The sequence below is a fragment of the Amycolatopsis regifaucium genome, from assembly GCF_001613935.1.
GTDB lineage: Bacteria > Actinomycetota > Actinomycetes > Mycobacteriales > Pseudonocardiaceae > Amycolatopsis > Amycolatopsis regifaucium.
On record NZ_LQCI01000028.1, the window covers coordinates 16,125 to 30,390 of the forward strand.

A 14,266-nucleotide genomic window follows, 5' to 3' on the forward strand; every position below is an offset into this window, starting at 1 on the left:
CACTTCGAGCCAGTCCGCCCGCTCACGCTGCGCTATCCGCCAGGCAGGAGGAGGTCCGGGAATGGTGTCACGGCCGGCCCCGGCCTCGACGTCGCTCCCCTCGGAGCCGTCGGCAGGGGCGAGTGAGGGCGCGCTGCCCGAATCCGGGAGGTTCTGGCGCGAGCTGCTCGAAGACGTGCGTGACGCCGTGCTCGTACAGGACGTCGACGGGGCGCTGCGCTGGTCGAATCCCGCCGCCCGCGAGCTGTTCGGCGGCGGCCGCCCGGTGCTGACCGCCGAAGGCCCCGAGGTCGGCTACGTCGAGCACACCGGCCGCCGGTTCCCCGCGCGGATCCGGACGCTGCCCGGTGGCTGGCACGCGTGGACGGTGACCTCCGCGGTCGCGGCCGACGGCCCGCGGGTGGACGGCTTCCTCGCCGCCGCGGCCCCTCGGCTGGCCTCGGCACGGGGACGGCACGGGACGGCGAAGGTGATCGCCGAACTCGCCGCCGCCGAACTCGCCGACTGTGTGTTCGTCCTGCTGCCCACCACCCGTGGCCGGTGGGAGTGGTGGAGCTGCGACCGCCGCACCAGCCACGGGCACGGCCGCATCCGCCGCGTCCCGGCCCAGCTGGCGCCGGTGCTCGCCGGAACCTTCGCCGCCACGCCCGAGGAACCCGAGGTCAAGACCGTCCCCGAGGAGGAGGTCGCGACGCTGCCCGCGATCGTCGCGGAGCGGCTCGCCGTCCATCCGTCGGTGACCGTGGTCTCGCTGGGGCTCGACGGCGGTGCCGGGGTCACCGGCGCGGTCGTACTCGCCAGGCGCGGCGCTCCCGCGTTCGGCGAAGACCATTCGCGCGCGGTGGCCGAATTCGCCCGCGCGGCCGGGACGGCCTTGGCGAACGCGCACCGCTACGCCCGGCAGGAAGAGGCCACCCGCGGTCTGGAGACCACGCTGCGCCCGACAGCACCGCCGGACGTCCCCGGCGTCAAGTTCGATGTCTGGTACGAGCCCTCGGGCGGGCTGCTCGACGTCGGCGGCGACTTCTACGACGTCCTGCCGCGTGAGGACGGCGGCGCGACGTTCGTCCTCGGCGACGTCTGTGGCAAGGGCGCCGAGGCGGCCGCGCTCACCGGCCGGGTCCGGCAGACCATCGCCGCGCTCAACCTCGTCGAACAGGACGGCACCACGCTGCTGAGCCTGCTCAACGCCCTGCTCATCAGCGGCGGCAGCGGCCGGTTCGCGACGCTGGTGCTCGGTTCGGTGCTGACCGAGGCCGACGGCCCCGCGCTCACCCTCGCCTCAGGTGGGCATCCCGCGCCGCTGGTGGTGCGCCGCCGCGGCGGGGTCGACGAGATCACCCTGCCCGGCACCCTGGTCGGGATCTCCCCGCAGGCCCGGTTCGCCGAGACGACCATCCGGCTGGCCGAGGGCGATGTCTGCCTGCTCTACACCGACGGGATCACCGAGGCACGCCACCACGAGCGGCCGTCGGACCTGTTCGGGGACGAACGGCTGCGTGAACTGCTGATCGGCTGCCGGGGGCTCTCCGGTCGCGAAGTGGTCCGCCGGGTGCGTTCGGCGGTGCGGGAGTGGCTCGGCAGCGGGACGCACGACGACATCGCAGTCCTCGCCATCGAGGCCACCGCGCCACCCTCACGAGCCGCCGATTAGCCGCACCACCGCGCGTTCGACGATCGTGCGCGCCTCGTTCGGATCGGACACCTTCGCCGCCCGCCGTACCGCGCGCTCGATGGTCCGGTCCTTTTCGTACGCCTCGATCACCCGTGGGTCCACATAGGACTGTCTCGCGACGGTGGGCGTGTTGCCGAGCCCCTCGGCGACCTCCGTCATCACCGCCTTCTCGACGCGCTTCAGCCCTCGTGCGCTGGAGGGTTTTTCCTTGCCCGCGAAGGCCGAAGCGGCGAGCACGGTGGCGTTCCAGGTCCGCAGATCCTTCGCGGTGAAGTCCTCACCCACGAGTTCCTTGAGCCGTTCGTTGATGTCGTCGGCCTTCACGTCGTGCCAGCCCGCGGAGTCGCGATAGGCGAGTAGGCGGACTTCGCCGCCGCGGGCCCGCCGGAGCGACCGGACCAGCCGCACGAGGCTTTCGTCGCGCAGCCGCACCTTCCGCTGGATCCCGTGCTTCGCCGGGTAGTCGCAGACCAGGCATTCGCCGTCGAGCTCGACGTGCTCGCACAGCAGCGTCGCCACCCCGTGCGTGCCGTGCTCGTCGGCGTAGCTCTCGCCGCCGGTCCGGAACACGCCGAGGTCGATCATGCGCAGCGCCCCGGCGAGAACGCGGTTACGAGTGAGCCCGCGGGAATCGAGATCCTCCTGGACGGCTTCGCGGAGCCGGGGGAGCCTCCGGGCCAGGGCGAGGACACGTTCGTGTTTCTCCTCGTCCCGTGCCCGTCGCCACTCGGGGTGATAGAGGTACTGGCGCCGTCCGGCGTCGTCCACCCCGACGGCCTGGATGTGGTCGTTCTGGTACGGGGAGATCCACACGTGCCGCCAGGCGGGCGGTATCGCGAGCGCGCTGATCCGCTCGATCGTGTCCTTGTCCTGCAGAGGCTCGCCGTCAGTGGTCAGATAACCGAAGCCGCGACCTCTGCGCCGCCTACGGATACCGGGGGACCCGAGGTCCGCTCGCCGAAGTCGCATGCGCGGCGAATACCCCCGGTGACCGTGATCCATGCCCATGGTTCGGCGCGGCCGGCGCGGGGTAGTCCGGGGCGAAGAGGACCCAAGGAGGGAAACCCATGGCGACATCGCTGAACGGGCGCCGCGTGGCCATCCTGGCCGCGGACGGCGTGGAACAGGTCGAACTGGTCGAACCGCGTAAAGCGGTCACCGACGCGGGGGCGACGGCCGAGGTCATCTCGCTGGAACCCGGCGAGATCCAGGCCATGAACGGCGACATCGACAAGGCGGACAAGTTCACTGTGGACCGGGTCGTCAAGGACGTTTCGGTCGACGACTTCGACGCACTCGTCCTCCCCGGCGGCACGATGAATCCGGACAATCTGCGCGCCGACGAGAACGCGGTCCGGTTCGTCCGCGATTTCGTGAACAGCGGTAAACCGGTCGGCGTCATCTGCCACGGCCCGTGGACACTGGTCGAGGCCGACGTCGTCCGCGGCCGTACGCTCACGTCCTATCCCAGCGTGCGCACCGACATCCGCAACGCCGGCGGCACCGTCGTCGACCAGGAGGTCGTCAACGACAACGGCCTCATCTCCAGCCGGAACCCCGGTGATCTGCCCGCCTTCTGCGCCGCGATCGTGACGGAATTCGGGAAATGATCTTCGGGCGTCACGAAATCGACTGGCGCCCGTGACCTCGCTGGAGGACCCTTGGTGGCAGAGAAGGAGGTGCCGCGATGACCGTGCATGCCAGACGCTACGGCCGTTGGTGCCGTGAGCATTTCGACACCGCCCCGGAGTCCGGCCAGGAGAGCTCCGCCCAGCAGGCGATGGAGACTTCCGCCGCCGCGAACGTCACCGACGCCCAGGCCGAGCAGGCCCAGGCCGGTGACGTCCCGCAGGGGAGACCGGGCTCCCTCACCTGAGGGTCCGCCGGTACCAGACGCGCTTCGGGCCCGGCAGGCCGATCCGCGAGACCAGATCGGTCACCACGCCACCGATGATCAGCCACAGGAGTGCGGCGAGACCGTCGTTGAGCAGGGTGCGGAGTTTGGCGCCGTCGGGGGTGAACAGGTTGCGCAGACCGAGGGAGACCCCGCGCGACCAGCCGTCGATCAGCTGCGCGAACCCGTTGCCGGGATTGGCCTCGCCGAAGACCAGCAGGATGTGCACGATCAGTACCAGCGCGAAGATCCAGCACACCGCGTGGACGATGGCGTTGACGACGCGCACGACCCGGATTCGGGCGGGCGTCTGCTCGACGATCTCCTCCTGCGGCTCACGCGGGTCGTTGAGGTAGGTCATCGCCGTCTCCCATCATCATCCACAGTGGACAGTCCGGTCGGGCCGATGCTCAGCCGGGAACCCCGGGCTTCGTTTTCGTAGTGGGCGGCCGGGGTTTCGACTTGCTCGGCTTGTCCGAGTTGGCGGGGCCGCCGCCGGAGGCCGCCCCGCTCCGCGGCGTCGAGGTGACGCCAGCACTTTCTCCGGTGGCCGGTGGATTCGTGGTGACCGGCACCTTCTCGGTCACCACGACGGTTCCGCCGGAGGCTTTCGTCCCGTGCGCGGGCACTTCGACGACCTCCGTGGACGGCGGGTGCTCACCCGCCACCGGACCTGAAGTCGCGCTCGTCGCGGGCGGGACCATTCCTTCGGGTGACGAAGGGGGGTTCGCCCCGGGCTGGTTGACCGCCAGCAGCACGCCGATGGTGATCGCGGCGGCGGGCGCGCTGATGGCGGCGACCACGGCCGCTCGCTTGCGCCCGACCGCGGCGGGGAGGGCGACCGCCGTCCCGGTGGAGTCCTCCAGCAGGATTCGCGCGATCGCCGCCGCGGTCGGCCGCTGCGACGGCTTCCGCGCGGTCATCCCGCGCAGCAGGGTGGTCATCGTGGTGGACAGCCCGTCCGGGATCCGCGGCTGCCGGTGCAGCCGTCCGACCGCGGCCTCGACCGGTGTCCCGGTGTACTCGCGTTCGCCGGAGAGGCATTCCAGCAGGACCAGCCCGAGCGCGTAGACGTCGGCGGGCGGGCCGACCTTCTCACCGCGCACCTGTTCAGGGGCCATGTACGCCGCCGTGCCGACGACGCCGCCGGTCTCGGTCACCCTGGTCGCGTCGAAGGCGTGCGCGACACCGAAGTCGCCGATCAACGGGCCGTCGTCGGCCATCAGGATGTTCGCCGGTTTGAGATCGCGGTGGGTGATGCCGTGCGCGTGGACGTGCGCGAGCGCGTCCGCCAGCCGCGCGGCCAGGTCGACGACCGCGGCGTGGGAGAGCGGTCCGGACCGCAGGCGCTGAGCCAGGTTCGGCCCTTCGACCAGCCGCATCGTGAGATAGCTGTAGCCGTCGTCGGAGCCCGTGTCGTACAGCGGGACCAGTCCGGGATGGCGAACCGCGCTGAGGGTCTGGATCTCCTGCTCACGGCGGCGCTGGTCGCGGGTCATGGTGTCGGCGTGGAAGAGCTTCAGCGCGACCTCACGCCCTTCGCGCAGGTCGTAGGCGCGGAACACCCGTGCTGTCGCTCCACGCCCGAGCAGATCCCCCACCTCGTACCGGCCCGCGAGCCGGTGCGGCAGATGGTCCGGGTCGTGGACGTTCAGGCTGAAGCGGCGTTGCGTGGTACCGGCGTCGAGGTCTTCGTCCTCACCACCAGTGCGCGCACCCGCGTCGTCCATCGGTGCTACCTCCGTCTCACCGGCCGAACGACGTATACCCGGTCCGGCTCCGGGCGAAACAAGGCTTGCGAGCGTACCGGAGGTGAACAATGGGTTCACTTCGAATGGCGGGCAACCCCGGCGGGGGCCGCACGTCTCGTGATCATGACGCCGAACCGGTGGGCCGCGCTCGCCGCCACCACACTGACCGCCCTGGCCGTCCTCACCCCGGCAGCCGCCGCCGATTCGTTGGTGCCCAAGGGTTTCGCGCCCGCTTCGACGAGCTGGACCGGACCGAGACACGGCTTCGTCCTCGGGTTTTCGCCCTGTGGGAAGCCGGGATGGTGCGCGTCGCTGCTGTCGACCACCGATGGCGGGGAACGGTGGCGACAGGTCGGCACGCCGCCGATCTCGTTGCCGGACAACCACAACCAGGTCAAACTCACGGTGATCGGCGACCGTGACCTCTTCCTCTCCGACGGTACCCAGCTGCTCGCCAGCCGCGACGGCGGCGGCAAATGGTCCCGTGTCCGGCTCGCCGGCGTCCGGGAACCCTTCTATATTTCGAAGATCACCGAATCGGGGCCGCGGGTGTTCGCGATGGTCACCGGTTTCGGCAGCCCTTCGACGACGACGTTGTACGCCGGGCTCGCCGGTACCCGGCTCCTGTTGCCGGTCCCGGGGTTCACTGTCACCGGTTCCGCGACCTACGGCGACGTCGCCGTGAGCGGTGGCGTGCAGATCTCCATGGGCGCTGATTACCGCGTCCAGAAGTACTGGACCTCCGCCGACGGCCTCACCTTCGCGAGCGCGCCGCCGCCGTGTCCGCCGGACAGTTCGGCTTCGTTGAGCGGGATCCGGCGGGGTCAGGTGCTGGCGTTGTGCAGCGGGGGACCGGGCACGCCGCATCCGGGGGCGACCGTCCGGCGGTTGTGGCGGGCGCCGAAGCTCGGCGGGACGTTCACCGGGACGGCGCAAGCGCCCACGCTCGGGATCAACCAGAGTTTCAGTGCCGCGTCACCGTCGGCGGCGACCGTCGCGGCGGAGGGCGGCGGCACCGGGTACCTGCACAGCACCACCGACGGCGGCACGACCTGGACGACGACGGTGCTCAGCGGGCGCGGCGTGTGCCTCAACGACCTCGACTTCCCCGACGAGCGCGTCGGGGTGGTGGTCGACGGCCTGCCCGACGCCGACGGCGGATCGGCCCTCTACCGCACCACCGACGGCGGGGTCACCTGGAGTGAACTCGCCTTCGCTTGACGCGACCCCGGCCGCATGAGTGATCACCGCAGGTAGGCAAGGCCCTGAGGGAGGTTCACACACTCGCACGCCATGTCGTAATCTGAGTACTGTCCGTCGCTGTCGAGGGAGCCGGGGGAGCGCGCTCGCGCATCCCATGCACGGCTGAAGGGTGGAACGTGTCCATGACTTCGGACGAGGTCCGGTCTGTGCCGCGGCGGCCTCTGCCCCTCGACTACAGCAAGCCCAACCTCGCCCGGATGAAGGACGCCCTTCTCGGCGGACACGACCACTACGAGGTCGACCGGAAGGCCGTCGCGGAGCTGCTCGCGTTCGCGCCCGATGCCGCCGCCATGGCCAAGGAGTTCCGCTCCTGGGCGAACCGCGTGGTCCGGTTCCTCGCCGGCGCTCGCGGCATCGACCAGTTCCTCGACCTCGGGTCGGGCCTGCCCACGGCGGAGAACACCCACCAGTCGGCGCAGCGGTACAACCCCGACGCGCTGGTCGTCTACGTCGACCACGACCCGGTCGTCCAGGCACACGGGCTGGCCTTGCTGGAGGACCACCTCGTCCACGTCAGCGGCGCGGACCTGACCGACCCCGGGCAGACCCTCGCCGATCCGGTGGTCGCCGAACACATCGAACTCGACCGGCCGGTCGCGGTGATCCTGAACTCGGTGCTGCACCACATCGAAGACCTCGGCAAGGCACAGGCGATCGTCCGCGCCTACGCCGACGCGATCGCACCGGGGTCGTATGTGCTGATCACCCACGACTTCAGCCCCGGCCACGGCCCCCTCGCCTCGCTCGCGTGGAAGATCGACGACCTGATGGCCGAAACCGGGTACCGCACGGTGCACCGCGGCCGCGACGAGATCGAATCACTCTTCGACGGGTTGGAGATCCTCGAGCCCGGCGTGGTCCACCTGCACGAATGGTGGCCGGAAGGGCCGCGGCTGGCACCGCTGAGCGACTTGAACCACCTCAGTCTCGGTGGCGTCGGCTTCAAGCCTTCAACGACTTGAAAAACGCCTTCAGCGCGTCGTGCGCGGTTCCGAAGTCCTCCGTGTTGCCGGTGATCGCCAGTTCCAGCGTCTCGCCGTCCGACAGTTCCATCGTCAGGTAGGCGGTGAGCTTCCGGCGGGGGAAACCGCCCGCCACGATGTCGGTGAACGGGATCCGCCGCGCGCCCGGTTCGGCACGCAGCTCGTGGAGGCCGCGCTCCCGCAGCTTCCGGATCCGCTTGCGGTCGGAGACCCCGCGCGCCCCGATCAGTCCGGCGACACCGCGGCGCAGCAGCACCGAACGCGCCATCGGCAGCAGGATCACTTCGGTGTCGCAGACGATAAGGTCGTAGAGCTTTCGCTTGGCCTTGAGCGCGGTGAACATCCCGAGCATCCGGACCTCGGCGGGATCCGACTCCCGTTCGGGCTCTTGTTTGCAGAAGTAGCCGGCGGGCACCTTCAGCAGTTGCAGGTTCTGGACCAGTTCGTCGACCGCGCGCGGGCTCGCCACGGCCGGGCCGACCAGCTCGGCGACGTCGAACGGCTCGCCGTCGCCGAGGCACAGTTCCCAGCCGCCGCCCCAGTTCAGCCGGTGCGCGGCGACGCCGTTGTCGATCATCGCGGCGGTGACGGTGTCGGCGAACAACTCGGTCAGCAGCCGGCGGCCCTCTTCGCGGGACGGGGCCCGCAGCGGTTTGGCGAGCGCGTCGGCGTCACCGTCGCGCAGCACCCGCACGACCTCGCCGACCGTGCCGCGCGGCGCCAGCCTGCTCTCGGTCCCCGCCGCGGTCAGCAGTTTCGCGCCCTCCGCCACCGACGCCCGGCCGGCGCGTTTGACGACCTCGTCCCAGTCCGCGCGCGGCCCGACGTCGCGGATCAGCACGGCCAGTTCCGCCTCGGGGACGTCGATCTTGGGGGCGCCCAGCAGCGACCAGCCCGGCCGCGCGTCCGGTTTCACCGGGTTGTCCGGCACCCCGGCCAACGCGGCGATCCGCCGTTTCGTGGGCGGGTGGCTGTCGAACTTCGACAGCTCTTCGCCGTCGAGGACGTCGTCGGCGTACTTGGTCACCCAGTCCCGCTGGACCGGGTGATTGAGGTACGAACGAAAGCCCAGCAGTACCGCGGGGGTCCGCCGAGCCCGGGCGCCGAGCGAGACGTAGCGCTCGCAGTAGTCGTTCCAGAGCGGGCCCAGCGTCGCGACCTTGCGCAGCGCCGCGGCCGCCGTCCGGCTCCCCGCGGCCAGTACGGACGCCTCGTCGGCCTGCAGTTCCTGCCGCCGGTTCGCCGCCCGCGCGATGAGCAGATACAGCTTCGAATACGCGGAAAGCAAGGCCCTGGCGGGCCCGCCGTCGAGCCGGTCGACGGTGAACGCCAGCGTCTGGGTGCCGCGATAGGTGAGCGCGAGCAACCGGGTGTGGCCGCCGCTGTAGTGGCCGAGTTCGTGCGCGAGCACCGACCGCAGTTCGCTCACGCTCATCGCGGCCAGCAACGGCAGCCCGATCAGCATCGTGCGGCGGCCCGGCCTCAGTCCGAGGAACCGGGCGTCCTCGGTGACCGCCGCGTTGATCTCGCCGATCAGCACGACCTCGTCCGGCGGCCGCGTCTTCACCTGCGCGGCGAGGTCGTCGATCATCCGCCACAACGCGGGATGGGCGGCACGGTCCAGCCGCGGCCCCTCGATCGGGGGACGCCGTGCCCGCAGCGCGCTCACCAGCCCGAAACCGAGCGCGATCATCATCGCGAGCCCGGCGAGCATGACGTAGGTGCCGGTCTTTCCGTGGATCCGCAGGCCCGCCAGCACACTGACGACACCCACCGCGACGACCGCCAATGGGAACGCCACGAGCAGAAGTGTCGCGAGGACGGCACGTCCTCGGGCCTGCATCGTCCGGTTACCTCTTTTCGCACAAGAGCCCTCTGTGCGGCCGAATAGTAACCGGCTACCCAGAGGGCTCGTGCGGAAACGAAGAGCTACCGGAGCTCAGGCGACGTTGAAGGTGTCGGGATCCGGCCCCGTCCGCTCACCGCGGTCCAGCGGGGACAGCGACGCGATGTCTTCCCCCGACAGGGTGAACCCGAAGACGTCGAGGTTCTCCTTGATCCGCGACGGCGTCACGGATTTCGGGATCACGACGTTGCCCAGCTGCAGGTGCCACCGCAGGACGATCTGCGCGGGCGTGCGGCCGTGCTTGTCCGCCAGCGCCTTCACGGCGGCTTCGCCGAGCAGGTCGCCGCCCTTGGCCAGCGGGCTCCACGCCTCGGTCGCGATGCCGTGCTTCGCGTCGAACTCGCGTACCTCCGCCTGCTGAAGGTACGGGTGCACCTCGACCTGGTTCACCGCCGGGACGACCGAACCGCTGTCGAGGACGCGTTCCAGGTGGGCGGGCTGGAAGTTGGACACCCCGATCGCACGGACCCGGCCGTCGGCGTAGAGCTTCTCGAAGGCCTTCCACGTGTCGAGGAAGAGATCGCGCTCCGGCGTCGGCCAGTGGATGAGGTAAAGGTCGAGCCGGTCCAGGCCCAGTTTGGCCATGCTGGCGTCGAACGCCTTCAGCGTGGAGTCGTAACCCTGCTCGCTGTTCCACAGCTTGGTGGTGATGAACAGGTCGTCGCGAGCGATCCCCGACTCGGCGAGAGCCTTGCCGACACCGGCTTCGTTGCCGTAGATGGCGGCGGTGTCGATGCTGCGGTAGCCGGCGTCCAGCGCGGTCTTGACCGCGGCGGTGGTCTCCTCGTCGGGTATCTGGAAGACGCCGAATCCGAGCTGCGGCATCTCCACCCCGTTGTTCAGCTCGACGGTGGGAATGTCGGTCACTTGCTTTCCTTTCGATGGGTACTTCACGGCTCAGGCGACGGGGGCCGGTTCGGCGCGACGGGCCTTCCGCCGCCCGTGATCGAGCATGCCTGAGATCACCGCGACCAGCAGCCCGGCGAGCGCGAGCGCGGCGCCGATCCAGTTGGGCGCGGTGTAGCCGAGACCGGCGTCGATCGCCTTGCCGCCGAGCCAAGCGCCCCCGGCGTTGCCGAGGTTGAACGCGGCGATGTTGGCTGCCGACGCCAGCGCGGGAGCGCCTTCGGCCTTGTTCATCACGCGGGCCTGCAGCGGCGCGACGGTCGCGAAACCGGCGGCGCCGAAGACCGCGATGGTGATCGCGGCGGGAAGCCGATCGTGCGCGGTGAAGACGAACACGATCAGCAGGGCTGGCGGACCCTCGCCGCACTGCACGCGCGGATCGAGGACGCGCTCGAACGCGCTCTGGCGCAGCAGCACGAACTTTCCGTCAGCGAGTACACCGTGCTGGACGTGCTCGCCCGGCAAGACGGTTTCCACCTGCGGATGAACCAGCTGTCGAACGCCGTCGTGCTCAGCCAATCGGCGACGACACGGCTGGTCTCGCGGCTGGAGGACCGGGGGCTGCTGCAGCGGTACCTGTGCCCGACCGACCGGCGGGGGATCTACACCGAGGTCACGGCGCCGGGGAAGGAACTGCTGGCGGCCGCGCGGCCGACGCACGACGCCGTCCTCACCGAGGCCCTCGCCGCCGCGGAGGAACTCCCCGAACTCGCCCCTTTGGTCGCCGCGCTCGGAAAGCTCCCCCGCCTCCCGCATTTCGTCCTCTAAACGCGGTAGTTGGCATCGCGAACCACCGCATTTAGAGGACGAAACGCGGTGGGGCGCGTGCGCGAGGAGCGCAAGTAGAGGACGAAACGCGGCCGGGCTGGCAGGGTGAGGGAGTGGACGATCTTCTGTTGCGCCGGGTCCGGGTCGGCCTGGCGGGTTCCCTGTCGGACGTGCTGATCAAGGGTGGCCGGATCGCGGCCATCGAGGGCCCGGGGCACGCGGGTGAAGCGTCGGAAATCCTGGACGGACACGGTGGCACGCTGCTGCCCGGTCTCGTCGACGCGCACGTGCACACCGCGCAGTGGTCCGCGGCGCGCCGGCGGATCCCGTTGGGAGAGGCGACTTCCGCCGCGCACGCGGTCGATCTCGTGCTCGCCCACCTGCTCGCGCATCCCGTGCCGCCCGGCGATCTCGTCCTGGGCGCCGGTTTCCGCGACGGCCTCTGGCCCGACGCGCCGCACAAGGACCTGCTGCAGAAGGCGCTGCCCGGGCATCCCGTCGCCTTGTTCAGCGCGGACCTCCACACGCTGTGGCTCAGCCCGGCCGCGCTGAAACTCCTCGGCCGCGAGCATCCGACCGGGGTGCTGCTGGAGAACGACTGCATGAGCGCGACGGCCGAACTCCCGGTCGCCCCCGAGGACGTCATCGACGGCTGGGTCGCCGACGCGCTCGACGCGGCGGCCGCGCGCGGGGTCACCAAGATCGCCGACTACGAGTACACCGACACCGTCACCGACTGGCGGCGACGGCTCGCGCGGAAACCCTTGCCGGTCCGGGTTTCCTGCGTGATCGCGAAGTACCTGCTCGACACCGCCGTCGAACGCGGCCACCGCACCGGCGACGTGCTGGAAGACACCGGAGGTCTGCTGACTGTCGGCCCGTTCAAGCTGTTCGTCGACGGCTCGCTGAACACGCGCACCGCGTACTGCGTGGGACACTACGCCGGAACCGAGTCCCACGGACTGCTCGAACTGCCGCCCGAAGAGCTGGAACCGTTGATGCGCAAGGCATCCGGACACGGTCTTTCTCCGGCGGTGCACGCGATCGGCGACCACGCCAACAAGATCGCGCTCGACGCTTTCGCGAAAATCGGCTGCGCGGGCCGCATCGAGCACGCGCAACTGCTGCGTGCCGAGGACGTCGCGCGCTTCGCCGAACTGGGCGTCGTCGCGAGTGTGCAACCCGCCCATCAGCCGGACGACCGCGACGTCGCCGACCGGCACTGGCACGGCTGGACCGACCGGGCTTTCCCGTACGGCGCCTTGCACCGCGCCGGGGTACGCCTGGAGTTCGGCTCGGACGCGCCGGTCGCGCCGCTGGATCCGTGGGACGCGATCGCGTCCGCGGTCAGCCGCACCGACGACGACCGTCCGCCGTGGCATCCCGAACAGGCCATGCCACTGGAGGCCGCGCTCGCGGCGGCGTCCGGTGGCCGGGCCGGGGTGGCGGTCGGAGACGTCGCGGATCTGGTCATCACCGCCGTGGACCCGGTGAAGCTCTCGCCCGCGGGACTCCGCGACATCCCTGTCACCGCCACCGTGATGAACGGCAGGATCACCTTCGTGTCATGAACCCTTTCCCTTGCCGGACCTGCCGAAACCGCCTGTTCCGGTGACGGCGGCTGCGCGCGCCGGCCGGGTGCGGCAGGGTGAGGTGATCGTGGAAGGAGCGCCCATGACCACCGAGAAGCTGTTCCGGATCGCCATCGCCCTGAAGGGACTCGACGGCGCCCTGCAGCTGCTCGGCGGGCTCGTCCCGATGATCGTCCCGGCGTCGGCCGTCACCGGTTTCGCGCACGCGGTGGTGACCCGCGATCTGCTCGGCGACCCGCAGGGGACACTGGCGCGGCATCTCGAACTCGCCGCCGGCCACTTCGTCGAAGGGCGCACGTTCGCCGTCGTGTACCTCGTCGCGCACGGGCTCATCAAGCTCGGCCTGGTCTGGGCGCTGGCACGCAAGGTGATGCGGGCCTACCCCGTCGCCGCTGTGGTGCTCTCGGCGTTCGTGGTCTACGAGATCATCCGCGCGATTCACACGCACTCGCTGGCGCTGCCGTTCTTCGCCGCGCTCGACGTCGTGATCGTCGTGCTGGTGCTGCGCGAGTACCGGCAGCTCAAACGGGATCGCGTCGCGGCCTGACCGCCCGGTTCAGGCCGCGACGCGAAATTTCTCCGTGGTGAGATCCGCACCGGGCGGACCCACCACGATCGCGGTGGCGTTGTCGGAGCCACCGAGCGAGATCGCCGTCCGCACCAGCTCTGTGGCCGCCCTGTCCGGCATCGCGAGGATGTCGAGCATGGTCGGCCCGCTGAGCGTCTTGTGCACGCCGTCGCTGGTGAGCAGAAGCCCACCGGTGGTGACGGTTGCCGTGCCGATCTCGTGCTCACCGGCGGTGCGGACGCTGGTGGTGACGACGTGTTCCATCCGCGGTGTCACGGGCTGTTCGTGGTCGCGGAAGTACTGCGCGAGCGTATGGTCCTTTGTCACCTGCCGCACGCTGTAACCGTCCCAAGCGTACGCCCGCGCGTCCCCGACCCACGCGATGCCATACCCCTCGTCGGTCCGGACAGCCACGACGAGGACGCAGTCACCCGGCCCGCCGGACGCGAGCACAGCACCCTGAGCAGCCAGAACAGTCGCGACCGCGCCCCGCCCGGCCGCAGTCCGGGTCGCCGCCGAGACCGCCGTCCGCGCCGCGTATGCCGCGTTCGGGTGATCCCCGACACCGTCGGCCAGCGCGAACACGATCCCCGTACCGTCCGCGGCCGCGTACGTCCCGGCGGCGTCCGCGTTGTGCTTGCGCGGCCCCTGCGCGCTCGCCGTGTGCCAGTGTGGAAGGTCCCTCATGGTCTTCTCCTCACCGCCGGGTGATTCTTTCCCCACTTCCAGAATCCGCTCGTTTCCTGTGGTCTGGCTGAGGGTTCGCTGTCGAAAGGCTGGTGAGTGTCGTTGGGGGCAGGAGGGGTTGGACACGCGGCCGGCGGGTGACGTTGGTCGAGGCTCCGGTCGGCACCCGCTGGGTCGGACGCAGCCTGCCGTTGGGGGCCGTCACGGTCGCACCTCCGGTCTTGGTCTACGGGCATGCCGAGGGGCCCGTCGCCGGTGTGGCTGGCGGGCTCC

The 14,266-nt window shown here is 70.4% G+C and carries 14 protein-coding genes and 1 pseudogene; 8 read left to right on the forward strand and 7 right to left on the reverse strand.

The genetic code is table 11. From position 1 onward, the window contains the following. Nucleotides 1–61 precede the first annotated feature (61 nt). The gene (locus AVL48_RS23470) at nucleotides 62–1,654 is read left to right on the forward strand and encodes a SpoIIE family protein phosphatase (RefSeq protein WP_061988877.1); all 1,593 of its coding nucleotides are present in this window, start codon (nucleotides 62–64) and stop codon (nucleotides 1,652–1,654) included. On the opposite strand, the gene AVL48_RS23475 is transcribed toward AVL48_RS23470, so the two are convergent. Further along, a complete protein-coding gene (locus AVL48_RS23475) occupies nucleotides 1,637–2,644 on the reverse strand; it encodes a DNA topoisomerase IB (RefSeq protein ID WP_061988879.1) in 1,008 nt (335 codons plus the stop codon). The two genes, AVL48_RS23470 and AVL48_RS23475, sit on opposite strands and share 18 nt — an antisense overlap. A gap of 98 nt (nucleotides 2,645–2,742) precedes the next feature. On the opposite strand from AVL48_RS23475, the gene AVL48_RS23480 reads away from it, so the two are divergent. Both AVL48_RS23480 and AVL48_RS23485 read left to right on the forward strand, forming a co-directional pair. Continuing rightward, on the forward strand, nucleotides 2,743–3,285 hold the full coding sequence (locus AVL48_RS23480; protein ID WP_061988880.1) for a type 1 glutamine amidotransferase domain-containing protein: 543 nt from the start codon (nucleotides 2,743–2,745) through the stop codon (nucleotides 3,283–3,285). A gap of 77 nt (nucleotides 3,286–3,362) precedes the next feature. After that, on the forward strand, nucleotides 3,363–3,551 hold the full coding sequence (locus AVL48_RS23485; protein WP_061988882.1) for a hypothetical protein: 189 nt from the start codon (nucleotides 3,363–3,365) through the stop codon (nucleotides 3,549–3,551). Here AVL48_RS23485 and AVL48_RS23490 read toward each other — a convergent pair. Both AVL48_RS23490 and AVL48_RS23495 read right to left on the reverse strand, forming a co-directional pair. After that, nucleotides 3,544–3,930 (reverse strand): hypothetical protein, encoded by a 387-nt coding sequence (locus tag AVL48_RS23490; RefSeq protein ID WP_061988884.1) that lies wholly within the window; start codon nucleotides 3,928–3,930, stop codon nucleotides 3,544–3,546. The genes AVL48_RS23485 and AVL48_RS23490 overlap by 8 nt on opposite strands. 49 nt (nucleotides 3,931–3,979) lie before the next feature. Then, entirely contained in the window at nucleotides 3,980–5,299 is a 1,320-nt protein-coding gene (locus AVL48_RS23495) for a serine/threonine-protein kinase (protein ID WP_061988885.1), read from the reverse strand. 144 nt (nucleotides 5,300–5,443) lie between these two features. Between AVL48_RS23495 and AVL48_RS23500 the strand changes: the two genes are divergently transcribed. Together AVL48_RS23500 and AVL48_RS23505 are read left to right on the forward strand one after the other, a co-directional pair. Beyond that, complete coding sequence (locus AVL48_RS23500; protein ID WP_082857748.1) at nucleotides 5,444–6,541, forward strand: hypothetical protein; 1,098 nt, start codon at nucleotides 5,444–5,446, stop codon at nucleotides 6,539–6,541. 164 nt (nucleotides 6,542–6,705) lie between these two features. Further along, complete coding sequence (locus AVL48_RS23505; RefSeq protein ID WP_061988889.1) at nucleotides 6,706–7,545, forward strand: SAM-dependent methyltransferase; 840 nt, start codon at nucleotides 6,706–6,708, stop codon at nucleotides 7,543–7,545. On the opposite strand, the gene AVL48_RS23510 is transcribed toward AVL48_RS23505, so the two are convergent. The 3 genes and pseudogenes from AVL48_RS23510 to AVL48_RS23520 all read right to left on the reverse strand — a co-directional run. Beyond that, nucleotides 7,526–9,367, reverse strand: coding sequence for a M48 family metalloprotease (locus AVL48_RS23510; RefSeq protein ID WP_244162656.1), 1,842 nt, complete (start codon nucleotides 9,365–9,367; stop codon nucleotides 7,526–7,528). The two genes, AVL48_RS23505 and AVL48_RS23510, sit on opposite strands and share 20 nt — an antisense overlap. A 138-nt stretch (nucleotides 9,368–9,505) precedes the next feature. Further along, nucleotides 9,506–10,339, reverse strand: a complete 834-nt coding sequence (locus AVL48_RS23515) for an aldo/keto reductase (protein WP_061988893.1) — start codon at nucleotides 10,337–10,339, stop codon at nucleotides 9,506–9,508. Between the two features lie 30 nt (nucleotides 10,340–10,369). After that, a pseudogene (locus AVL48_RS23520) lies at nucleotides 10,370–10,726 on the reverse strand (MFS transporter); the annotation flags it as partial. On the opposite strand from AVL48_RS23520, the gene AVL48_RS23525 reads away from it, so the two are divergent. From AVL48_RS23525 to AVL48_RS23535, 3 genes are all read left to right on the forward strand, one after another. Then, nucleotides 10,694–11,146: a MarR family winged helix-turn-helix transcriptional regulator gene (locus AVL48_RS23525; RefSeq protein WP_244162655.1), complete on the forward strand. Its 453-nt coding sequence runs from the start codon at nucleotides 10,694–10,696 to the stop codon at nucleotides 11,144–11,146. The pseudogene AVL48_RS23520 and the gene AVL48_RS23525 overlap by 33 nt on opposite strands. Before the next feature lie 113 nt (nucleotides 11,147–11,259). Beyond that, nucleotides 11,260–12,717 (forward strand): amidohydrolase, encoded by a 1,458-nt coding sequence (locus tag AVL48_RS23530; RefSeq protein ID WP_061988899.1) that lies wholly within the window; start codon nucleotides 11,260–11,262, stop codon nucleotides 12,715–12,717. 103 nt (nucleotides 12,718–12,820) lie between these two features. Beyond that, nucleotides 12,821–13,285, forward strand: coding sequence for a DUF2127 domain-containing protein (locus AVL48_RS23535; RefSeq protein WP_061988950.1), 465 nt, complete (start codon nucleotides 12,821–12,823; stop codon nucleotides 13,283–13,285). A 9-nt stretch (nucleotides 13,286–13,294) separates the two neighbouring features. Here the strand turns inward: AVL48_RS23535 and AVL48_RS23540 are convergent, their stop codons facing one another. After that, nucleotides 13,295–13,993 carry a PP2C family protein-serine/threonine phosphatase gene (locus tag AVL48_RS23540; protein ID WP_061988952.1) on the reverse strand — a complete coding sequence of 233 codons (699 nt, stop codon included), beginning with the start codon at nucleotides 13,991–13,993 and terminating at the stop codon, nucleotides 13,295–13,297. Nucleotides 13,994–14,266: the final 273 nt, after the last annotated feature.